We start from the raw sequence: 22,486 nt of genomic DNA on the forward strand, positions 1-22,486 counted from the left end.
CCCGTCAGAGGCGCTGGATCATCCCGTGCAGGATCGCCGGGGTCTCGGCCGGGGGCGGGGCGTGCACGCCCAGCTCGTTGAGCAGGTGGCGGTAGTGGCGCACCTCGCTCTCCTTGTTGAGGTATTGGGCGCCGGTGAGGTGTTCGAGGTAGACCACGTCGGGCAGCTCCTCCTGGGCGAAGCGCAGGAGGGTGACCGGGCCGACCCCGCCGAGCGCGGAGCCGTGGGCGAACGGGAACACCTGCAGCGTGACGTTGGGCAGCTCGGCCATGCGGGCGAGGTGTTCGAGCTGGGCCCGCATGATGTCCTCGTCGCCCACCCGGCGGCGCAGCGCGCCTTCGTCCAGCACCGCCCAGAGCCTGCGCGGGACGGGCGGGTCGAGGGCGCGGCGGCGGCGCAGGCGCACCGTGAGCAGGCGCGCGATCCGCGCGTCCGGCTCGCCCCCGTGGTTGCGGGTGATGACCTCGCGGGCGTAGTCCTCGGTCTGCAGCAGGGCGGGGACGTGCTGGACGCCGTAGGTGCGGATGAGCGCGGCGTCCTGCTCCAGCCCGAGGTAGGGCTCGAACCAGTCGGGGACGACGTCGCGGTATTCGTGCCACCAGCTCGGCGCGTTGGCCTGCGCGACCAGGGCGAGCAGGCTGTCACGCTCGGCCCGGTCGCGTACGCCGTAGAGGTCGAGCAGGTCGCTCACGTCGCGCGGCTTGAAGCTGGTGCGGCCGGCCTCCAAGCGGCTGATCTTCGACCGTGAGCCGCGGATGGCGTAGGCGGCGGCCTCGCGGGTGACGTCGGCCGCCTCACGGAGGCGGCGCAGGTGAGCGCCGATGAGCAGGCGCAGCGCGCTCGGTCCGGATTGCAGGGAATCACGATCCGGTATTTCGGTCATGTCGCCCATATTGTGAGCACTCCGCATCTATGCTCCTCAATCGGCATCTCGCCATGGTTCCGGCCCGTGGTCAATCCTGCCACGGCTTCCGCCCCGTGTACTGTATTTCCCTTCGAACGAAAAGCGTCGGCTATTTGTGCATTTACTGTGGATTTGCCTAATTTCTGGCCGTGGCGAGGATGACACCCGAGCCGTGACCGCCCAGCTCGACGGCGGCCAGCCGCTCATGGCCGAGCAGGGTGCGCCGGACCTCCTCCTGCCGGGCCGCGAACCCCGCGTCCCACGTCACGCCGGGCGCCGGCGTCATGTCATCCACCACCAGCACCCCGCGTGGGCCGAGCGCGGCGATGGTCAGCTCCAGCCCCACCTGCTTGCCGGCCTCCGCGTCGGCGAAGATCAGCTCGAAGGCGCCGAGCCCAGGTAGGAGCTCCAGCACGTCACCCGTACGGAGGTCCACGAAGCCCGGCCAGTCACCGGACGCGGCCAGCGCGGCCCGCTCCGGATCCAGCTCGACGCTCGTCACCGTCACGTCCCGCCGCGGCAGCAGCCCGCTCACCAGCCAGGCGGTGCCCACACCCGTGCCCGTGCCGAGCTCCAGGACCCGCCCGCGCTCGGGCACCCCCGCCGCCAGCACGGCGAGCAGGCGGCCGACGGCCGGGTCGCAGGAGAAGGCGAACCCGGCGGCACGCGCCCGCTCGACCGCCGCCCCGACGAGTTCCGGCGTTTCAGTATTCATGACTGATTACTATCCCACCGGCGCCGAATCCGGGAAGGGGCCTGGGGTTGCCTCCGGCGGTGCTGGATCATCCCAAGTTTGGGGTGATCATCCTTCATCCCGAGGTGATAGCCGATCGCGCATTTCCCGCCCCCGGCTAAAACGCCCGCCTTTCGGCGGCCCGGGCGGGCGAAATATATGTAGTACCTCGCCGAAGCGAATCAAAACCTAACGCCAAGAAACCGAGGCGTCCGCTTGACCCTTGGAATGGCAATACGAGTTGCGGAACCAGCGACCTGCCGCGATTGTTATTCCCGGCACCTCACAGCCCTGCACAAACGACTATGGCGTCGGGAATTCCGCGCCGATCCATGGAGGAAACAATCATGATCCGTCGTATCCTCGCGGGTGCAGCGATCGCGGCCGTCGCTTTCGGCTTCTCGGCCTCTGCTGCCACCGCCAACGTCGACCCCCGCCCCAACAACAGCGGCCAGGCCGTCCTGAGCCAGTGGCAGATCGTCGACGACGTCCTGAACGACGTGGCCAACCACTCGCTCAACAACCTCGACGTCAACATCATCCAGCTCGCCGACGAGATCGACCTCGACGTGCTGAACAACAACCAGCCCGAGGTCGGCGACGGCAACCGGAACGTCGACCTGCACAACGCCGGCACCTACATCAGCTGAGGACGGCGCAAGCAGGAAGGTTGATCGCGGCTCCCGTACGCGGAGCCGCTCGGCCAGTCGCCTTCCTGGTGCCCAGGTGAGCGACCGGGGCTCGGCGTGGTGATTCGCGAGACCACGAGGAGCCCGGTCGGCCGCCGCATCCGTACGGGCGTCGTGCGGCTCCGGGCCGGCCCTTTCGCGAGGGGCCGGCCGGGGGCCGCACTGCTCGTTTCCTGGCCCCTGTCCTCACAGATCCGCGCGGCCGACCCCCGGCCGTACCGCTCCCAGGAAGTCGGGCCGGTCGAGCGGGTCCGTCCGCACGAACGCCCCCGTGTACGGCGCGTGCACCATCGTCGTCGCGTCCACCGCGATCCCCACGTGCTCCGGCCCGGGACTGTCCCGGTCGTTGTCGAAGAACACCAGGTCACCGGGCTCGATCGACTCCTTCGGCACCCGCGTCCCCGAGCGCCACTGCTCCTGCGACGTGGTCCCGATGGCCGTCCCGACCTGCGCGTAGGCGTACTCGGTGAGCCCCGAGCAGTCGAAGCCCTTCGTGCCGGCGCCTTTCCCGATGCCGAAGCCGGGCCCGTGCACCCCGCCGCCGCCCCACGAGTAGGGCACGCCGATCATCTCCAGCGCCGCGCGCAGCGCGATGCTTCCGGCGGCGGCCGAGCGCGCCTTCCGTGCGGCCAGCGCCGCGTCCGCCTGAAGAACGGACGCCAGTACGCACGCCAGCCCGCACGCGAGCACCCGCGCCGCCGATCCTTTCCCGGTCACTTGTCTTCACCATCCCCGCATAGCCCGTTTGTGAGCGTTGTCTGCTGTGTGGCTTCTATACCGCCGAATTTCGCGGCAAGTCTTCCGACATAAACGGACGAGTCGCGAAATTTCCGGGACGGGAAGATCCATGGCAAAACGGGCAGATGGGGCATCTAACTCCGGCCCACACGGCACTGCCGGGTCGCGGATCACGCGAGAAAAGACCGCCGGGAGCACCCCTTCAGGATTCCGCGCCAATTCGGTCATATTCTCGCGAAGATTACATAGTGAAACATACTTCGTGTAGCCTTGGTTCTGGCTGACGGCGCCGAACCGGGCGCCCGGCCACAAACCCCCGGGGAGCCTGCGTGTAGGGGGGTGCGAAGAGCGTGAACCGTCTCGAAGAGCGGCTGCTCTACCAGGACGAGCAGCTCAAGGCCACAGTATGCGCGGCGGCCGAGGGGCCGGCCGTCACGCTGGTCGGCCAGGTCGACGCCTCCAACAGCTACGCCCTGGCCGTCGCCCTGACGGGCTGCAGCCAGGGCCGGCAGGTCGTCGTCGACACCGGCGGACTGACCTTCATCGACGTCTCGGGACTGCGCGTGCTGGCCCTGCCCGGCCTGCCGCCGGAGCAGCGCTGGATCAGGCTGCGCAACCTGACGTCGTACCAGCTCCGGCTGTTGCGGCTGATGGGCTGGCACCACGAGTCCCGAGCCCATCACCTGCCCATCTAAGGAGCGTTGTCACCTGCCGGGCAGCGTCACCTGCCGGGCAGCGCGGCGAAGGCGAGCGCCGCCGAGGTGCCGAGCCCGGTGGGGCCGCCGAGCGTGAAAGCCGGCGGCCGGTGGTGCCGGCGCAGGCTCTCCTCGTCGTAGCGGAAGCAGCCCCGGTGCCAGTTGAGTATGGCGGCGAGCCAGTCGCGCAGCCCGCTCAGGAAGCCGTCGAGGTCGGCGCGCGCCTCGGCGTCGAGCCCGAAGTCCGCGCAGACGATCGGCAGCTCGTTCGCCACGATGTGCTCGAACTGCCGGACCCGCGCGGCCAGCAGGTCGGTGACGATCCGCAGCGCGGCCGGATAGCCGCAGTCGAAGAAGCTCTGGACGACGAGCACGCAGTTGTGCACCTCGCCGTCGAACTCGATCTCCTTCTGGTAGGAGAAGATGTCGTTGATCAGGCAGCCCGCGTCCATTACGGCGTTCTCCAGCGCCCGCATCGGACCGCTGGCATGGACCTCGTCCGGGACGCCCCGGCTGTGGCGCAGCCGGCGGAGGTTCATGGTCAGGTCGGAGCCGAAGGTCAGCCGGCGCATCTCCAGATAGTCGACCGGGTCCGGCACGCGATGCGCGACTTCGCCCGCCAGCTCCCACAGCCACCCCTGGCACATCTTCTCCACCGCCTCGCGCAGCCTGCGGCGATGCCCGGGCGGCATGGGGCCGGCCGTACGGGCCCAGACGTCGGCGAGACCGCGCTCCAGCGCGTTCGCGGGCGGCGGCGCCGGTGAGCCGTCGAGCGGCATGCATGCCGAGAACCGGTCCACCGTGATCTTGGCGGCGGCCAGGTTGGCGGTGCGGCCGAAGACCGCGGGGAAGTAGTCGTCGCCGTACGTCCCCCAGGCCAGCCAGAACGAGGCGAGGTCCAGCTCTTCGGGGGTCGCGTCGGGGTGCAGCCCGGCGGCGCACAGCGCCAGGTCGTAGTCGACCAGCTTGCGCTCGTCCCACACCGCCGAGCCGGCCACCCCCGGCTGGGCCTCCAGGATGCCCATCGCCGCGCACCACTCGACGATGTGCCGCCGGGCGTCGTCGAGATGCGGCGACAGCCGCAGCGGGAACGGCACGTAGAGATCGTCGGGGATGACGCTCGGCCCCACCCGCTCGTACGGCACCCGCGTGAAGTTCCTGACCCGTTTGGCGCCCAGCAGGTCGATCACCGACGACATGCCGAGCGGCCGGCTCGCCCCCGCCTGCTGGTTCATGTAGCGGCTGGAACGCAGGTGCCACTCGTGCCCGCCCGACTGCCAGTCCTGCAGCCCCTTGACGTAGGCCAGCACCCCGGCCGCCGAGACCGGATCGACGCCGTGCTCGGCGAACAGCGGCCCGAGCTCGGTCACCGCCGTGTGCTCGAACTGCTGCAGCCGCGAGGTCAGCAGGTCGTTGACCGCGTTCGCGGCCTCCTGGGTGGTGCAGCCGAGGAAGGTCTCCAGCACCAGCACGCCGTTGCTCAGCTCGCCCTCGTCACCGACCTCCCGCTCGTAGGAGAACAGGTCGTTGCGCAGGTGGACGGCGTCGGAGAAGGCGTCCTTGAGCACCCGCAGCGGCCGGGTCGCGGCCAGCCGGGCCGGCACCTCGGCCCCCACGGCGTGCTCCACCAGCCCCGCCGACCAGGGGGCGCCGCCGACCTTGCGGCGCATCTCGATGTACTCGACCGGGTTGGAGATCCGGCCCTTGTTGATGTTGGCCAGCTCCCACAGCGACTCGTTCAGCAGGTTGCGGGTGCTCTCGGCGAACCGTTCGCGCCAGTCCCGCGACATGCCGGGCACCGTGCGCACCCACAGGTCGGCCAGCCCGGCCTCCACCGGGTTGGCCGGCTCCGGCATGGACAGGTCATCGCCCATCGGCATGAACGCCCCCAGCCGGGCCAGGTAGCCCCGGCTGCCCTCCAGGTCGCCGGAGCGTTTGAACACCTCCAGGAAGTGGTCGTCGAAGAAGAACACCCACACGTACCAGTCGGTTATCAGGCACAGCTCGTCGGCGTCGCAGTCGGGATGGGTGTAGGCGCACATCAGCGGGTAGTCGTGGGCGTCGAGGTCGGACTCCTCCCACACCCCCGAGCCCTCCAGCATGCCCATGTCGCGCGCCCACCGCTTGGAGTGCGTGTTCGCGGCCTCCAGATGGGGGTTGAGCCGGGCCGGGTACGGGACGTAGAAGTCCGGCAGTTGGAACGGTTGGCTCATCGAAGCTCCTTCAAAGCGTTCAGCCGGCCACCTCGACGTGCTCCAGCGCGCCGAGCGCGTCCGGCACCAGGACCGCCCCCGAGTAGTAGGCGCTGACCAGGTAGGAGGCGATGCCCCGCGCGTCGATGCCGGTGAAGCGGACGCTCAGCCCCGGCTCGCGCTGGTCGGGGACGGCGGCGGGACGCAGCCCGACCACGCCCTGATCGTCCTCGCCGGTGCGCAGGACGAGGATCGTGCTGGTGCCGCGCCGGGTGACCGGGATCTTGTCGCAGGGGAGGATCGGCACGCCCCGCCAGGCGGTCAGCCGCGTCCCGTGCAGCTCGACGCTGTCGGGGTAGACGCCGCGGGCGCTGCACTGCCGGTGGAAGGCGGCGATCGCCCGCGGGTGGGCGAGGAAGAGACGGGACTTCTTCCTGCGGCACAGCAGCTCGTCGAGGTCGTCGGGGCCGGGCGGCCCCGACCGGGTGTAGAGCCGCTGCCGGGGATCGACGTTGTGCAGCAGCCCGAACTCGCGGTTGTTGAGCAGCTCGTGCTCCTGGGACTCGCGCAGTGCCTCGACCGTGAGGCGGAGCTGCTGCTCGGTCTGGTCCATCGGGTCGCCGTAGAGGTCGGCGACGCGGGTGTGGACGCGCAGCACGGTCTGCGACAGGCTCATGGGGTATTCGCGCGGCCCCGGGTCGTAGTCGACGAACGTGCCGGGCAGCGGGTGCTCGCCCCGGTGCCCGGCGGCCAGGGCGATCGCCGCCTCGCCGTGTTTGTTCTGCGGCCTGGCCAGGCGGTCGCGGTGCCGCTCGATCTGGGCGAGCAGCGCCGGAGTGCGCGCGGCCAGGGCGTCCAGCTCCTCGCGCGGCAGGGCCAGCACCGTGCACGGGGTGCTGGTCTCCAGCGTGAACTCCCACGCCGCGCCCGGCAGGCCGCCGCCGGCATGGTCGCCGTCGGCGAGGGCGCCGCGCACCAGCCGGTCGCCGTGGCCGCCGGCCTGGAGCTGGGTGACCTTGCCGTGCGCGATCAGCAGGATCTCGTCCGCCGGGCGGCCGGCGCGGGCGATCGTGTCGCCCGCGCCGTACTCCCGCTGCCGGAACGACCGGGCGAGCAGCTCCAGCTCCTCGCCGCCGGCCATCCCGTGCAGCAGGGGCAGCTCCGTCAGGCTCGGTGGGATCACCTGGAGCCGGGCCCCGGTGCGGTAGAAGCTCACCCGGCCGCCCCCGACCGGGTAGGTGAGCCGCCGGTTCACCCGGTAGGTGCCGGCCGCCACGTCGACCCACGGCAACATCCGCAGCAGCCAGCGCGGGGTGATCTCCCGCGCCTGCGGAGGCGTCTTGGTCGTCGTGGCGAGCCTGCGCGCCGCCTGGGTGTCGAGGCTGAGCCTCTGGTCCGACTCCGTCACGTGTGAAACACCACCAATCCCCCGGCGGATCAGGTCCGGGCTAGTCGTTCCTGCCGAGCTCGACGTCCTCCAGGACGCCCAGCGCGTCGGGCACCAGGACCGCGCACGAGTAGTAGGCGCTGACCAGGTAGGACACCACGGCCTTCTCGTTGATGTTCATGAAGCGGACCGACAGGCTCGGTTGGTACTCGTCGGGGATGCCGGTCTGGTGCAGGCCCACCACGCCCTGGTTCTCCTGGCCGGTCCGCATGAGCAGGAACGACGTCGTACGGCTGCCGGAGACCGGGATCTTGTTGCAGGGGAAGATCGGCACGCCCCGCCAGGCCGGCACCCGGTGCCCGCTGACCTCACTGGCCTGCGGGTAGACGCCGCGCTTGCTGCACTCCCTGCCGAACGCGGCGATGGCCTGCGGATGGGCGAGGAAGAACGCCGGCTCCTTCCACACGGTGGCGAGCAGGTCGTCGAGGTCGTCGGGGGTCGGCGGGCCGGAACGGGTGCGGATGCGCTGGCTGAAGTCGGCGTTGTGGAGCAGGCCGAACTCCCTGTTGTTGATCAGCTCGTGCTCCTGGCGCTCGCGCAGCGCCTCGATCGTGAGGCGGAGCTGCTGGTCGAGCTGGCTCATCGGCTGGTTGTACAGGTCGGAGACGCGGCTGTGGACGCGCAGGATGGTCTGGGCGACGCTCAGTTCGTACTCGCGGGGGCTCAGCTCGTAGTCGACGAAGGTGCCGGGCAGCGTGGCCTCGCCCGTGTGGCCCGAGGACATGTCGATGGCGGCCTCGCCGTAGTCGTTCTGGGCCTGGGCGCCGCTGCTGGCCAGGCTCTCCAGGTGGGCGCGGAGCGCGGGCGACTGCTCGGCGACCTGCTCGAAGTCCTGCCGTGACAGCGTCAGCAGGGTGGTGGCGGTCTTGGCCCGCGCGCTGAACTCGAACGGGGCGCCGTCGGTGAGCGCCTGCTCGCCGAAGTGGTCGCCGTCGGCCAGCACGCCGAGGTCCTGCTCGTCGCCGTACGCGCCGCGGGCCAGCTTGCCCACCCGGCCGTGCGCGATGAGGACGAGCCGGTCACCTTCGGCGCCCTCGGTGACGATCTGCTCGCCGGCCTCCACCTCCCGCTGGGTGAAGCGGCCGGCCAGCGCCTCCAGCACCTCCATGTCGTCGAAGCCGCGCAGCACGGGCAGCTCGGTCAGCTCCGCGGGGATGACGCGAACCTCCGAGCCGGTGGTGCTGAAGGTGATGCGGCCGTCCCCGAGGGTGTAGGTCAGCCGCCGGTTCACCCGGAAAACGCCGCCCGAGCACTGCACCCAAGGCAGCAGCCGCAGCAGCCACCGCGAGGTGATCTCCTGCATCTGCGGCGGCGTCTTGGTGGTGGTGGAGAGCTGCCTCGCGGCCTCGGTGCTCAGGCTGAGCTGGCCGTTGCCGTTCTCGGGGGCGGCGGACTGGGTGGTTTCTGTCATCTCTTACCTGCCTGTTCCGTGCTGGATTAGCCGGGGTTGCGGGTCGGTCGTAGTTCGGGGGGAAGAGAGAAGGTCAGGGTCTCCTCGGTGAGGGTCACCTGAGTGACGTCGGCGAAGCCGCGGGCCGCGAGCCAGTCGAGCAGCCCGCTGACCAGCCGCTCCGGCGCCGACGCGCCGGAGGTGACGCCGACCGTGCGTACGCCGCGCAGCCACCGCTCGTCGGCCTCGGCGGCGCTGTCCACCAGATGGGCGGCCCGCGCCCCCGCCTCCAGTGCCACCTCGACCAGGCGCTGGGAGTTGGAGGAGTTGGCCGAGCCGACGACGAGGACCAGCTCGCACTCGGGCGCGATCCTGGTCACCGCCTCCTGGCGGTTCTGGCTGGCGTAGCAGATGTCGTCGCTGGGCGGGTCGGCGAGGTGCGGGAAGCGCTCGCGCAACGCGCTGACCGCGCGCATGGTCTCGTCCACCGACAGGGTGGTCTGGGACAGCCAGCTCACCGGGCCGTCGCCGGTGACGCTCACCTCCTCGGGACGGGCCGGGTCGACGACGTGGATGTGGCCGGGGGCCTCGCCGACGGTGCCCTCGACCTCCTCGTGCTCGGCATGGCCGATGAGCACGATCTCGTGGCCGTCGGCGGCGAGCCTGACCGCCTCCTTGTGGACCTTGGTGACCAGCGGGCAGGTGGCGTCGATGGTGCGCAGCCCGCGCCGCTCGGCCTCGGCCTTGACCTCCGGCGACACCCCGTGGGCGCTGAAGATCACCAGTGCGCCGTCGGGGACCTCGTCGAGCTCGTCGACGAAGACCGCGCCACGCCGGGTCAGCTCGCCGACCACGGAGGTGTTGTGGACGATCTGTTTGCGTACGTGGACGGGCGGGCCGAAGCGCTCCAGCGCCTGCTCCACCGTCACGATCGCGCGATCGACGCCCGCGCAGTAGCCGCGCGGGGCCGCGAGAAGTACGCGTCCCATCGGGAAAAACCCTTCTACCTGGTGCGGTGTGCGAGCCGGTCGGCGAGCACGGTGAGCGCGGCGGCGGCGTCCGGCTTGATCTCGGCCTCGGCCAGCGCCGCGACCGCCTCCCGCACCCGGCTCTCGATCATGTCTTCGACCTCGGCGACCGCTCCGGTGTCGAGCAGGATCTGGCGCAGCTCGGCGGCGCGCTCCTCGCTCAGCCCGGGATCGCCGTGCCAGCGCCGCAGGTGCTCGCGCTGGGCGGCCGAGGCACGGCGCAGGGCCTGCGCGATGAGCACGGTGTGCTTGCCCTCGCGCAGGTCGTCGAGCGCCGACTTGCCGGTCTCGGCGGCCGAGCCGAAGGTGCCGAGCACGTCGTCGCGGAGCTGGAACGCCTCGCCCAGCGGCACCCCGAACCGGGAGTAGGACGCCAGCAGCTCCGCGTCGGCCCCGGCGAGCGCGCCGCCGATCTGCAGCGGCCGCTCCACGGTGTATTTGGCCGTCTTGTAGCGGATCACGGTCAGCGCCTCTTCGACGCTCGCCCCGGCCCGCAGTTGCGCGAGCATGTCGAGGTATTGGCCGCTGATCACCTCGGTGCGCATGGTGTCGAAGAGGTGGTGCGCGGCGCGCAGCCGGTGCGGCTGGATCCCGCAGGACGACAGCATGGCGTCGGACCAGGCCAGGCTCAGTGTGCCGAGCAGGATGCCGCCCGCCTGGCCGAAGACCTCCGCGCCCGGCCCCGCGTGCAGCCGCTCCAGGCTCTTGTGCACGGTGGCGCGGCCCCGGCGCAGCTCGCTGCCGTCCATGATGTCGTCGTGGATGAGCAGGCCCGCGTGGCACAGCTCCAGCGCGGCGGCGGCCGTGATGATCTCGTCGCAGTCGTCGCCACCGGCGCCGCGCCACCCCCAGTAGCACAGCTGCGGCCGGATGCGCTTGCCGCCGCCCAGCACGAACTCGCGCAGCACGTTGTAGGCGACCGCGACGTCCGGGTCGGAGAGTGGCGCCCGCCAGGTTTCCAGGAACGCGCTCAGGTGGTGGTCGATGCGCGAGCCGAGGCAAGGCTCAGTGAAGCCCAATGGCATGCGCGCGCTCCTTCGGTCGATCGGATATCACCAATAGTTACTCACCCAACACTGAGCGTGTAAAGAGTCTGGGACTGCTCATGACTTCATCCGTCTCATCAGTCACACGCGGTCTGCCCGTCCGTTCAGCGGCTTTTGTGGGGGTGTGCGCGGTCGGCCGGACCGGTTGCGGCCCTGATGGGCGTTTCACCGGCAGGACAGCGGGCAGCGGTGCCTCCATGAGAGTCGTCGTGGTGGGAGCAACCGGGAACGTCGGCACCAGCCTGGTGCGCGCGCTGAGCACCGACGAGCGCGTGACCTCGATCGTCGGGGTCGCGCGGCGGCTTCCCGGCTGGCGCGTCGACCGCACGGAATGGCGGCAGGCCGACGTGGCATCCGGCGATCTGGCCCGGATCTTCGACGGTGCGGACGCCGTGGTCCACCTGGCGTGGCTGTTCCAGCCGACCAGGGACCCCGCGGCAACCTGGCGGGCCAACGTGCTCGGCAGCATGCGGGTCTTCCGCGCCGCCGCGGAGGCCGGGGTGCAGGCGCTGGTGCACGCCTCGTCCGTGGGCGCGTACTCGCCCGGGCCCAAGGATCGTCGGGTGGACGAGAGCTGGCCCACGCACGGGTGGCCCGGCGCCGCGTACGGGCGGGAGAAGGCCTACGTCGAGCGGGTGCTCGACGTCTTCGAGCACGACCACCCGAGCATCCGCGTGGTGCGGATGCGGCCCGGCTTCATCTTCCAGCGGGCGGCGGCGTCCGAGCAGCGCAGGCTGTTCGCCGGGCCGCTGGTGCCGCGGCGGCTGATCGCCGCGGGGCGCGTCCCGTTCGTGCCGGACATCCCCGGGCTGCGCCTGCAGGTGCTGCACGCCGATGACGCGGCCGAGGCCTACCGGCTCGCGGTCGTGCGCGAGGTCAGAGGGGCGTTCAACATCGCCGCGGAACCGGTGCTCACGCCCGGGGACCTCGCCGAGCTGCTCGGCACGCGCACCGTGCCGGTGCCGCGGGGGCTCGCCAAGGCGGCCGTCGCGGCGGCCTGGCGTCTCAGGCTGGTGCCCGCCTCGCCGGGGCTGCTCGACCTAGCCATCCGGCTGCCGATCATGAACACCGACCGCGCGCGCGAAGTGCTGGGCTGGCGGCCGCGGCACTTGTCGCTGGACGCCATGCGTGAGCTGTTCGAAGGGCTGCACGACGGCGCCGGCATGGACACCGCGCCGCTCGCCCCCGACGGCGGCCCGGCCGGCCGTGTCAAGGAACTCGCCTCCGGCATGGGCGCACGCCCGTGACGCCGATCCGCCCCGAACGCGGAGTGTAATCCCCATCCTTCCGGGAAGAGGAGGGGGGAACGCGAGGTCCTGAGGCGCGGCCCCGGGTGTCACTACGACACGGAGGAACGCCATGGACCCTTTTCCCCGGACCGGTTTTCGCCAGGTCCTTCGCCTCGATCTTCCCGATCTGAGCCAGCACGGCGGAGGCGGCCCGCCGCCGCCCGCCGCCGCGCGCCGGCGCGTCCAGGCCAGGTCGGAGGAGCCTGCCATGCGCACCCTTCTGATCCAGCCCTTCACGCTCCAGGACGTGACCAGGCTCCGCCGCACGGTGGCCGAGAAGGCCGAACACTGCGGCCTGAGCGGTCCCCGTCTGGACGACTTCGTCCTCGCCGTGCACGAGAGCGTGGTGAACGCCGTCGAGCACGCGGGCGGGCACGGGCACATCAAGCTGTGGACCGTGGACGGCGTCATCCGCTCGGAGACCACCGACCGGGGCGAGGGCATCCCCGACGGCTACGTGGCCGGCGACCACCGGCCGTCCGACCTGAGCTACGACGGACGCGGCATCTACCTCATCCGCCGCCTGTGCGACATGGTGGACTTCAGCACCGGCCCCTTCGGCACGACGGTCCGCATCACCATGCGGCTGCCGAAGGCCCCCGGGCACATCACGCGGGGGCACATGCGACGCATCCGGGTCGCCGGCGAGGCCCATCCGCACGGCCGCTTCACCGCCTGAGCCCGCCCTCGTCAGGGGCCCGCCGCCCGGCGGTGCCCGCGTAGCGGCAGGTAGGGTCGGAAGGGTGAGCCGCGAGCAGCTTTCCCCCGCGATCATCGCCCCGGTCCGGCGCATCGGCCGGCGGGAGTTCGACTTCGCGCGCCAGGTCGCCGTGATGGCGATCGTCAACCGCACGCCAAACTCCTTCCACGACCAGGGCCGCACCTACGCGCTGGACAGCGCCGTCGCGGCGGCCAGGCGGGCGGTCGACGACGGGGCCGACTGGGTCGACATCGGCGGCTTCGCCTTCAGCGCCGCGCAGGCCGAGATCGGCGCCGCCGAGGAGATCGACCGGGTCGCCCCCGTCATCGCCGAGGTCAGGGCCGTCACCGACGCGGTCATCTCGGTCGACACCCACCGCCCCGAGGTCGCGCGGGCGGCGATCGAGGCCGGCGCCGACGTCATCAACGACACCAACGGGCTGCGCGAGCCCGGCCTCGCCGAGGTGGCCGCCGCCACCGGGGCCGGCGTCGTGGTCACCCACAGCCTGGGCGGTCCCGGCCGGCGCGTCTTCCGGCCCAGCTACGACGACGTCGTGGCGGAGGTGGCCGGCTATCTGCGGGAGCGGGTGGCGTACGCGCTGGAGGCCGGCATCGCGCCCGACAAGATCATCATCGATCCCGGCCACGACCTCAACAAGAACACCTTCCACTCGCTGGAGCTGACCCGCCGCCTGGAGGAGATCACCGCGATCGGCTACCCGACGCTGGTCGCGCTGTCCAACAAGGACTTCATCGGCGAGACGCTCGACCGGCCGCAGGGCCGGCGGACCGAGGGCACGATCGCCGCCAACGTCGTCGCCGTGCTCAAGGGGGCGCGGATCCTGCGGGTGCACGACGTGCCCGCGACCGTCGCCGCCGTACGCATGACCGAAGCCGTGCTCGGCTGGCGTGCCCCTCTCGCGCCCAGCCACAACCTGGCGTGAAGGAGCGCACGTGAGCGATCGCAAGCCGATCGGGATGCCCTTCGAGAGCTGGATCGACCGGCAGATCCGCGAGGCCGAGGAACGCGGGGAGTTCGACGACCTGCCGGGCGCGGGCAAACCGCTGCCGGGGCTGGACAAACCGCAGGACGACATGTGGTGGATCAAGCAGAAGGTGGAGAGCGAAGGGCTCGCGATGCCGCTGCCGCCCACGCTGATGCTGCGCAGGGACGCGGAGGAGGCGCTGCGGGAGGCGCGCGGGGCGCGGACCGAGGCCGAGGTGCGGCGCGTCCTGGAGGCGATCAACGAGCGGATCAGGGAGGCGATCAGGACGGGGCTGTCGGGGCCGCCGCTCAACCTGATGCCGTACGACGTGGACGAGGAGATCTCGGAGTGGCGGCGCGCCCGGGGATGACCCCCATGGGAACGGGGCCCGGGCGCGAAGGCCCGGACCCCGGTCCGGTTGGCTGAGGGCCCCGGGTCAGGCGGGTCCCTCTGGCCGGCCGGAGCCCCGGGTCAGGCGGGGTCCCGGCCGGCCGGGTTCAGGTGATCCTCAGTTGACCGGCGGGTAGGCGTTGGCCAGCAGCTCGCGGAACTGCGCGGAGAACCACTGGCCGGACAGCGGCGCGTCCGCCTTGGCGCCGGTCATGTTGTTGCCGTTGAGGCTGTTGCCGGTGTACGTCGGGTCGCACATCCGGTCGAGCCTCTTGCCCTCGTCGTTCGGGATGTCCCGGCTGGAGCCGTCGGACTCGCCCGGAGGCTTGATCCAGACGTAGGCGTCGAGACCGGCGACGGGGGCGGCGGTCGGGCGGGCGCCCAGGCCGGCACCGCTCTGGTTGCACCAGTTGCCGGCGTGGATACGACGGTCGATGCGCGAGCCGTTCACGAACTCGTCCACGTTGGTCGAGCTGCTCGGCCCGGACGGGCGGGCGCTACCGCCCCAGCCGTTGCGCGAGGTGTCGATCAGCATGCCGAGCCCGGAGCGGAAGCCCTTGGCGATCAGGGCGGTGCGGAGGGCGAGGGCGAAGGACTGCTCGTCCACGTACCAGTTCCAGTCCACCCACTTGGACTGGCGGACCGTGGTGCCGCCCGGGGTGGAGTTGATGGTGAAGTGCGGCTCGGTCGTGGCCGAGTAGTTGGCGGTGTTGACGATGAAGCCGTCCACGCTGTCCACGCCGGCGGCGGTGCCGGCGACGGTCTCGTAGAAGAGGTTGACGGCGGGCTGGAAGTTCGAGTCCCAGCCGAGCCACGCGTGGTGGGCGGCGTCGATGTAGGTGTAGACGTTGGGGATGGCGTGGAGCTTGTCGAGCGCGTAGCGGACGCCGTCACGGTAGCCGCCGGCGCCGTTGGCCTCGCGGCAGTCGGCGAAGTTGTTGAGGTTGGTGACGAGGTTCGGCAGCGAGTCGGGCTCGATGATGGTGACGATGCGCAGGTTCGCGTAGGCGGAGTCGCGGAGGATGGCCGCGATCGGGTCGATGTACTCAGCCTTGTAGCGGTTGAAGCCGTCCTGGGAGATGCGCAGCTCGCCGTTGGAGGCCAGGGCGGAGCAGTCGCGGTTGGGCAGGTCGTAGATGACGACCTGGATGGTCAGCGGCGTGGAGCCGTTGGCGGCGTCCTGCCGGACGGCCTCGTCCAGGTGGGCGCGCAGGCTCATGGCGCTGCTGGAGCCGGCGATGGCGGCGATGCGGTCCATCCACACGGCGGTGGAGGTGTTGGCGACCGCGGAGCCGCCGGGCTCGGCCGCGGCCTTGGCGCTCCAGTTGGGGTTCACGTAGCCGGTGGCGCCGGCGTACGGGTTCTCCACGTGGGTCGGGGTGGGGCCGCCGTCGTCGTCGGCCTCGGTGGCGGTGACCGTACGCGAGGTCAGGCCGGTGGCGGCGACGGTGAACGTGCGGCTGCCGTTGGTCGTGTCGGAGTCCTGCGCGGCGGCCAGGGTGACCGTCTGCGGGGTGTTCCAGTTCGACGTGGTGAAGGTGAGCGAGGCGCCCGACCTGACGGTCAGGTCGGCGTCGCCGCTGCCCGCCGTCGTGGTGACGGTCACGCTGGAGGAGGGCTGGGCGGCCAGGCGCACGGTGAACGTGCCGGTCGAGCCCTCGGGCACGGTCACCGAGGTCGGCGTCACGATGATGGACTGCTCCACCGTGGCGTCGTCGTCCACCTCGGTCGCGGTGAGCGTGGCGCCGGTGACGCCGCTGCCGCCGATGCTGAAGCTCGCGGTGCCCGCGACGGTGTCGGCGTCCTGGGCGGCGGCCAGGGTGATCGTCTGCGGGGTGTTCCAGTTGCTCGGGGTGAAGGTGAGCGAGGCGCCCGAGCTGACGGTCAGGTCGGTGTCACCGCTGGTACGGACGGTGGTGAGGGTGACGTTCGAGCTGGGCGCGGAGGAGAGGCGCGCGGTGAACGAGGCCGTCGAACCCTCGGGCACGGCGATCGAGCTGGCCGAGAGCACCACGGTGGGCGTGACCGGCTGGGTGCCGCCGCACGTCACACCGTTGACGCTGAACGAGGTCGGGTTGGGGTTGGTGCCGGTCCAGGTGCCGTTGAAGCCGACGGACACCGAGGCGCCGGTGGCGAGGCTGCCGTTGTAGGGCATGTTCGTGCCGGTGACGCGGGTGCCGCTCTGGCTCCAGTTGGCGCCCCAGCCGCTGGGCGTGTACTTCTGCCCGGTGGTCGGGTAGTCGAAGGCCAGCGACCACGACGTGATCGGGTCGCCGGTGTTCTTCAACGTGATGTTCGCGGTGAAACCGCCCTGACCAGGGCTGCTCGTCCACGAGTTGGCAGAGTAGGTCACGTCGCAGGCGACCGCGGCGTTGGCGGCCGTGCTCTGGCCGACGACGAGTCCTAGGGCCGCGACACTCGCGGCGGTCACGGTCACGGCCCATTTGCGGAGGCCGCGTTGGAGTCTCACTTGCGATCATCTCCAGTGCTAGGTGGCTGGGAGCGCTCCCATCGTGAGCCGCCGTCGGGACGGTGTACAGAGGGACCTCCTCGCGCCGCCGCCGGGGGCCCCGCATGCTCCGCGAATGCCCTTCAACGATGATGAAACTTTCATCTAGGGCAGGCAGGTGAGAGGAAACAGAGGGGTTACCGGGCGGCCATTTCGTTGACATACGCCGGAGCACACCCACAATCCCGATTGGGAGCGCTCCCACACCCCTACTCCCTGGAGACCCCGTGAAATTCAGACCTCCGCCCCTTCTGACGCGCTTATCGAGGCGGCTCGCCGTGGCCACGACCCTCGTCCTCGTGGCCGGCGCGACCACGGCCTTGGCGGCCGCCCCCGCCCAGGCCGCGGTCTCGTGCGACGTGACGTACGTGGCCAACCAGTGGACGAGCAGCCCCGGCCAGGGTGGCTTCACCGCCAACATCACGCTGAAGAACACCGGTGACCCCATCACCTCCTGGACGCTGGCCTTCGACTACCCGACCACCGGGCAGAAGTACACGCCCAGCGGCTGGGGCGCCAACTGGAGCCAGAGCGGCACCCGCGTGACCGGCACGAACATGCCCTACAACGGCAGCCTCGCGACCGGCGCCTCCGCCAGCATCGGCTTCAACGGCACCTGGACCGGCAGCAACCCCAACCCGACCTCGTTCACGGTGAACGGCGTCACCTGCGGCGGCGTCGGCAACAACACCCCGCCCACGGTCTCGCTGACCTCGCCGACGGCCGGGCAGACCTTCGCCGCCCCCGCCACCGTGCCGATCGCGGCCACCGCCGCCGACGCCGACGGCACGGTCGCCAAGGTCGACTTCTACCAGGGCAGCACGCTGCTCGGCACCGACACCACCTCCCCGTACAGCTACAACTGGACGAACGTGGCGGCCGGCAGCTACTCGATCACCGCCCGCGCCACCGACAACAGCGGCGCGGTCACGACGTCCTCGCCGGTCGGCATCACCGTCTCGCAGAGCACCGGCCCGGCCCTGGTCGTCAGCCCGACCACGCTGTCGGTGCCCGAGGGCGGCACCGCGACCTTCGGCGTGAAGCTGTCGCAGGCGCCCTCCTCCAACGTGGCCGTCAGCGTGGCCCGCGCCAGCGGCGACGCCGACATCACGGTCTCCGCCGGGGCGAGCCTCACCTTCACGCCGTCGAACTGGAACACCGCGCAGAACGTCACCCTGGCGGCCGCGCAGGACTCCGACACGACCAGCGGCACGGCCGTGATCCGGGTCAGCGCCAGCGGATACACGCCGGTCGACGTGACGGTCAGCGAGGCCGATGACGACGTCGGCGGCGACAACCAGTACGTGCAGCGCTTCGTCGAGCTCTACAACGAGCTCCACGACCCGGCCAACGGCTACTTCTCGCCTGAGGGCGTGCCGTACCACTCGGTCGAGACGTTCATGGTCGAGGCGCCGGACCACGGGCACGAGACCACGTCCGAGGCCTACAGCTACTACCTGTGGCTGGAGGCGACCTACGGCCAGGTGACCGGCGACTGGTCGAAGTTCAACGCCGCCTGGGCGTCGATGGAGAAGTACATCATCCCGGCCACCGCCGACCAGCCGACGAACTCCTTCTACAACGCGTCCAAGCCGGCGACGTACGCGGCCGAGTACAACTCGATCAGCAGCTACCCGTCGCAGATCGACTCCGGCGTGTCCGTCGGCACCGACCCGATCGCCAGTGAGCTGCAGACCGCGTACGGCACCCGCGACATCTACGGCATGCACTGGCTGCTCGACGTCGACAACACCTACGGCTTCGGCCGCTGCGGCGACGGCACCACCAAGCCCGCCTACATCAACACCTACCAGCGCGGCCCGGAGGAGTCGGTCTTCGAGACGATCCCGCAGCCGTCCTGCGACACCTTCAAGCACGGCGGCACCAACGGCTACCTGGACCTGTTCATCAAGGACTCCTCCTACGCCAAGCAGTGGAAGTACACCAACGCCCCTGACGCCGACGCGCGCGCCGTCCAGGTCGCCTACTGGGCGCTGACCTGGGCCAAGGCGCAGGGCAAGACCGCCGACGTCTCCGCCAGCGTGGCCAAGGCCGCCAAGATGGGCGACTACCTGCGCTACGCGATGTACGACAAGTACTTCAAGAAGCCGGGCTGCACGAGCCCGTCGTGCGCGGCCGGGACCGGCAAGGACGCCTCGGCGTACCTGCTGTCGTGGTACTACGCCTGGGGCGGCGCGACCGACTCCAGCGCCGGATGGGCCTGGCGCATCGGCTCCAGCCACAACCACTCCGGCTACCAGAACCCGTTCGCGGCCTGGGCGCTCGCCAACGTGGCCGAGCTCAAGCCCAAGAGCTCGACCGGCGCCTCCGACTGGAGCACCAGCCTGAACCGGCAGCTCCAGTTCTACAAGTGGCTCCAGTCCGACGAGGGCGCCATCGCCGGTGGCGCGACCAACAGCTGGGAGGGCCACTACGCCAGCCCGCCGAGCGGCCTGCCGAAGTTCTTCGGCATGACCTACGACTGGCAGCCCGTCTACCACGACCCGCCGTCGAACCAGTGGTTCGGCTTCCAGGCGTGGACGATGGAGCGGGTGGCCGAGCTCTACAACCAGACCGGCAACGCCAACGCCAAGACCATCCTCGACAAGTGGGTGACCTGGGCGCTGGCCAACACCACCATCAACGCCGACGGGACCTACCAGATCCCCTCGACGCTGCGCTGGACCGGTCAGCCGGCCGGCGACTTCAGCTCGCCGACCGACGTCCCTCCGGCCAACCCCAACCTGCACGTCACCGTCGTGGACCACACGACCGACGTGGGCGTCGCCGGCTCGTACGCCAAGGTGCTGATGTACTACGCGGCGCGGGCCAACCACACCGCGGCCAAGAACACCGCCAAGGCCCTGCTCGACGGCGTCTGGAAGAACCGGGACGCCAAGGGCGTGTCGGTGCCGGAGACCAAGACGGACTACAACCGCATCGACGACCCGGTGTACGTCCCGGCCGGCTGGAGCGGCAAGATGCCGAACGGCGACACCATCAACTCCAGCTCGACCTTCATCTCCATCCGCTCGTTCTACAAGAACGACCCGGACTGGCCGAAGGTGGACGCCTTCCTCAAGGGCACCGGTCCCGCGCCGGTGTTCAACTACCACCGGTTCTGGGCGCAGGTGGACGTCGCCGTCGCCCTGGCCGAGTACGGGCGGCTCTTCCCGTGAGATCCGCAAGAAAAGCAGCGCTGATCGCTGCGGTGTCGCTGGTCCTGCCCCTGGTCACAGGGGTAGGGCCGGCGGCCCCCGCCCACGCCGCGCCCGCCTACAACTACGGCGAGGCGCTGCAGAAGTCCCTGTGGTTCTACGAGGCCCAGCAGTCGGGTGACCTGCCCGCCTGGAACCGCGTCTCCTGGCGCGGCGACTCGGGTCTCAACGACGGCAAGGACGTCGGCCTGGACCTGACGGGCGGCTGGTACGACGCCGGCGACCACGTGAAGTTCGGGCTCCCGATGGCGTACAGCGCCACCATGCTGGCCTGGGGCGCGGTGGAGTACCGCGACGCCTACAGCTCCTCCGGCCAGCTCACCCACCTGCTGAACAACCTGAAGTTCGTCAACGACTACTTCATCAAGGCGCACCCGTCGGCGAACGTGCTGTACGGGCAGGTCGGCAACGGCGGCACGGACCACGCCTGGTGGGGGCCGGCCGAGGCGATGCAGATGGCGCGGCCGGCGTACAAGATCGACGCCTCGTGCGGCGGGTCGGACCTGGCGGGCGAGACGGCGGCGGCGATGGCGGCCTCCTCGATCGTCTTCAGGCCGACGAACGCGGCCTACGCCGACACGCTGCTCACGCACGCCAAGCAGCTCTACTCCTTCGCCGACACGGTGCGGAAGAAGTACAGCGACTGCATCACCGACGCCCAGGGCTACTACAACTCCTGGAGCGGCTACAACGACGAGCTGGTGTGGGGCGCGATCTGGCTCTACCGGGCCACGAACGACGCCTCCTACCTGGCCAAGGCCGAGGCCGGCTACGACAACCTGTCCAACGAGCCGCAGAGCACCACTAAGTCGTACAAGTGGACGCTGGCCTGGGACGACAAGTCGTACGGCGCGTACGTGCTGCTCAGCAAGCTCACCGGCAAGCAGCGCTACCTGGACGACGCCAACCGCTGGCTCGACTGGTGGACGGTCGGGGTCAACGGGTCGAAGGTGGCGTACTCGCCGGGCGGGCAGGCCGTGCTCGACCGCTGGGGCTCGCTCAGGTACGCGGCCAACACCGCGTTCGCGGCGCTGGTGCACAGCGACGCGATCAGCGACGCCACGCGCAAGGCCCGCTACCACGACTTCGCGGTCCGGCAGATCAACTACGCGCTCGGCGACAACCCGCGCAACTCGTCGTACCTGATCGGGTTCGGCGCCAACCCGCCGAAGAACCCGCACCACCGCACGGCGCACGGCTCGTGGACCGACCAGATCACGAACCCCGAGCAGACCCGCCACACCCTGTACGGCGCGCTCGTCGGCGGCCCGCCCGACCCGAACGACGCCTACAGCGACAAGCGTGACGACTACGTCATGAACGAGGTCGCCACCGACTACAACGCCGCCTTCACCGGCGCGCTGGCCCGGCTCCAGAAGGAGTACGGGGGCACCCCCGCGGCCAACTTCCCGCCCGCGGAGACCCCCGACGGCCCCGAGATCTTCGTCGAGGCCGGCGTGAACGCCTCCGGCACGAACTTCACGGAGATCAAGGCCATCGTCCGCAACCAGTCGGCCTGGCCCGCCCGGGTCCTGTCCGACGGCTCGTTCCGCTACTACTTCACGCTCGACGGCTCGACGACGCTCTCGCAGATCAGCGTGTCGTCGGCCTACACGCAGTGCAAGGCCCCCACCCTCGGCTCGCTGGGCGGCGGCGTGCACTACGTGAACATCGACTGCTCCGGGCAGGTCATCGCCCCGGCCGGGCAGTCGCAGCACCGCAGGGAGGTGCAGTTCAGGATCAGCAGCGCGGGCACGTGGGACCCGGCCAACGACTGGTCGTACCGGAACATCCCCACCACGCCCGGCGCGACGCCGGTCCGCACCCCGAACATCACCCTCTACAGCGGCGCCACCAAGATCTGGGGTGAGCCCCCGGGTCCGGAGGAGAAGGACGACACCCCGCCCAGCAAGCCGGGCAGGCCCGCGGCATCCGGGATCACGGGCTCCACCGCCAGGCTGACCTGGACGGCCTCCACGGACAACGTGGGCGTGTCGGGTTACGACGTCTACCTGGGGTCCACCAAGGCAGGCACGTCCCCGACCGCCTCCTTCGACCTGACGGGGCTCACCCCGTCCACGTCCTACTCGGCCACCGTGGTGGCGAGGGACGCGGCCGGCAACACCTCGCCGCCCTCGGACGCGGCGACGTTCACCACCACGGACGCGCCGCCGCCGCCCCCGGGCGGCTGCCAGGCGACGTTCAAGGTGACGAACTCGTGGGGCGGCGGCTTCCAGGGCGAGGTGACCGTGAAGAACACGGGCACCGCGGCCATCACCGGCTGGACGGCCTCCTGGACCTCCCAGAGCGCCATCACCCAGCTCTGGGGCGGCAAGCTCACGCAGTCCGGCTCGGCCGTGACGGTGCGGAACGAGAGCTACAACGGCGCCCTCGCCGCCGGCGCGAGCACCACGTTCGGCTTCCTCGCGAGCGGCGCGGCGAGCGTCCCCGACCCGGTGACCTGCACCACGGGCACCGGCTGAACACTCAGGCCGTCCGCTGCGTATGAGGAGGTGAGGCCACAACTTCATAT

17 protein-coding genes are annotated in these 22,486 nt (G+C 70.6%); 8 read left to right on the top strand and 9 right to left on the bottom strand.

What is annotated here, in order from left to right:
* Positions 1 to 4: 4 nt before the first annotated feature.
* Together BMW85_RS14180 and BMW85_RS14185 are read right to left on the bottom strand one after the other, a co-directional pair.
* Entirely contained in the window at positions 5 to 883 is an 879-nt protein-coding gene (locus BMW85_RS14180) for a helix-turn-helix domain-containing protein (RefSeq protein ID WP_342743407.1), read from the bottom strand.
* A 157-nt stretch (positions 884 to 1,040) separates the two neighbouring features.
* Positions 1,041 to 1,619 (bottom strand): O-methyltransferase, encoded by a 579-nt coding sequence (locus tag BMW85_RS14185; RefSeq protein WP_091081398.1) that lies wholly within the window; start codon positions 1,617 to 1,619, stop codon positions 1,041 to 1,043.
* Positions 1,620 to 1,984: 365 nt separating this feature from the next.
* On the opposite strand from BMW85_RS14185, the gene BMW85_RS14190 reads away from it, so the two are divergent.
* Positions 1,985 to 2,287: a hypothetical protein gene (locus BMW85_RS14190; RefSeq protein WP_091081400.1), complete on the top strand. Its 303-nt coding sequence runs from the start codon at positions 1,985 to 1,987 to the stop codon at positions 2,285 to 2,287.
* 225 nt (positions 2,288 to 2,512) lie between these two features.
* Here the strand turns inward: BMW85_RS14190 and BMW85_RS14195 are convergent, their stop codons facing one another.
* Entirely contained in the window at positions 2,513 to 3,043 is a 531-nt protein-coding gene (locus tag BMW85_RS14195) for a C40 family peptidase (protein ID WP_143082277.1), read from the bottom strand.
* A 371-nt stretch (positions 3,044 to 3,414) separates the two neighbouring features.
* Here BMW85_RS14195 and BMW85_RS14200 point away from each other — a divergent pair, with 371 nt between their 5' ends.
* Positions 3,415 to 3,759: an STAS domain-containing protein gene (locus BMW85_RS14200; RefSeq protein WP_091081404.1), complete on the top strand. Its 345-nt coding sequence runs from the start codon at positions 3,415 to 3,417 to the stop codon at positions 3,757 to 3,759.
* 26 nt (positions 3,760 to 3,785) lie between these two features.
* Here the strand turns inward: BMW85_RS14200 and BMW85_RS14205 are convergent, their stop codons facing one another.
* Genes BMW85_RS14205 through BMW85_RS14225 form a run of 5 tightly spaced genes read right to left on the bottom strand, consistent with a single transcriptional unit; the run spans position 3,786 to position 10,841 of the window.
* Positions 3,786 to 5,972: a terpene synthase family protein gene (locus tag BMW85_RS14205; RefSeq protein WP_091081405.1), complete on the bottom strand. Its 2,187-nt coding sequence runs from the start codon at positions 5,970 to 5,972 to the stop codon at positions 3,786 to 3,788.
* Positions 5,973 to 5,991: 19 nt separating this feature from the next.
* Positions 5,992 to 7,359, bottom strand: coding sequence for a family 2B encapsulin nanocompartment shell protein (locus BMW85_RS14210; RefSeq protein ID WP_091081407.1), 1,368 nt, complete (start codon positions 7,357 to 7,359; stop codon positions 5,992 to 5,994).
* Positions 7,360 to 7,399: 40 nt separating this feature from the next.
* Positions 7,400 to 8,809, bottom strand: coding sequence for a family 2B encapsulin nanocompartment shell protein (locus BMW85_RS14215; RefSeq protein ID WP_091081409.1), 1,410 nt, complete (start codon positions 8,807 to 8,809; stop codon positions 7,400 to 7,402).
* Positions 8,810 to 8,835: 26 nt separating this feature from the next.
* The gene (locus tag BMW85_RS14220) at positions 8,836 to 9,777 is read right to left on the bottom strand and encodes a 4-hydroxy-3-methylbut-2-enyl diphosphate reductase (RefSeq protein ID WP_091081411.1); all 942 of its coding nucleotides are present in this window, start codon (positions 9,775 to 9,777) and stop codon (positions 8,836 to 8,838) included.
* 14 nt (positions 9,778 to 9,791) lie between these two features.
* Positions 9,792 to 10,841 (bottom strand): polyprenyl synthetase family protein, encoded by a 1,050-nt coding sequence (locus BMW85_RS14225; RefSeq protein WP_091081412.1) that lies wholly within the window; start codon positions 10,839 to 10,841, stop codon positions 9,792 to 9,794.
* A gap of 218 nt (positions 10,842 to 11,059) precedes the next feature.
* On the opposite strand from BMW85_RS14225, the gene BMW85_RS14230 reads away from it, so the two are divergent.
* From BMW85_RS14230 to BMW85_RS14245, 4 genes are all read left to right on the top strand, one after another.
* Positions 11,060 to 12,109, top strand: coding sequence for an NAD-dependent epimerase/dehydratase family protein (locus BMW85_RS14230; RefSeq protein ID WP_177240675.1), 1,050 nt, complete (start codon positions 11,060 to 11,062; stop codon positions 12,107 to 12,109).
* Positions 12,110 to 12,359: 250 nt separating this feature from the next.
* Entirely contained in the window at positions 12,360 to 12,830 is a 471-nt protein-coding gene (locus BMW85_RS14235; RefSeq protein ID WP_177240676.1) for an ATP-binding protein, read from the top strand.
* Positions 12,831 to 12,894: 64 nt separating this feature from the next.
* Positions 12,895 to 13,794, top strand: coding sequence for a dihydropteroate synthase (folP, locus tag BMW85_RS14240; RefSeq protein WP_091081417.1), 900 nt, complete (start codon positions 12,895 to 12,897; stop codon positions 13,792 to 13,794).
* Positions 13,795 to 13,804: 10 nt separating this feature from the next.
* Positions 13,805 to 14,206, top strand: a complete 402-nt coding sequence (locus BMW85_RS14245; protein ID WP_091081419.1) for a DnaJ family domain-containing protein — start codon at positions 13,805 to 13,807, stop codon at positions 14,204 to 14,206.
* A 138-nt stretch (positions 14,207 to 14,344) separates the two neighbouring features.
* On the opposite strand, the gene BMW85_RS52320 is transcribed toward BMW85_RS14245, so the two are convergent.
* Positions 14,345 to 16,696 carry a glycoside hydrolase family 6 protein gene (locus BMW85_RS52320; protein WP_091081420.1) on the bottom strand — a complete coding sequence of 784 codons (2,352 nt, stop codon included), beginning with the start codon at positions 16,694 to 16,696 and terminating at the stop codon, positions 14,345 to 14,347.
* Between the two features lie 317 nt (positions 16,697 to 17,013).
* Here BMW85_RS52320 and BMW85_RS14255 point away from each other — a divergent pair, with 317 nt between their 5' ends.
* Together BMW85_RS14255 and BMW85_RS14260 are read left to right on the top strand one after the other, a co-directional pair.
* Positions 17,014 to 19,914: a glycoside hydrolase family 48 protein gene (locus tag BMW85_RS14255; protein WP_245774789.1), complete on the top strand. Its 2,901-nt coding sequence runs from the start codon at positions 17,014 to 17,016 to the stop codon at positions 19,912 to 19,914.
* A complete protein-coding gene (locus BMW85_RS14260; protein ID WP_425434334.1) occupies positions 19,857 to 22,436 on the top strand; it encodes a glycoside hydrolase family 9 protein in 2,580 nt (859 codons plus the stop codon). The genes BMW85_RS14255 and BMW85_RS14260 overlap by 58 nt, the downstream gene beginning before the upstream one ends.
* The last annotated feature ends 50 nt before the right edge of the window (positions 22,437 to 22,486 follow it).

It is taken from the genome of Nonomuraea wenchangensis, from assembly GCF_900111685.1.
Lineage (GTDB): Bacteria > Actinomycetota > Actinomycetes > Streptosporangiales > Streptosporangiaceae > Nonomuraea > Nonomuraea wenchangensis.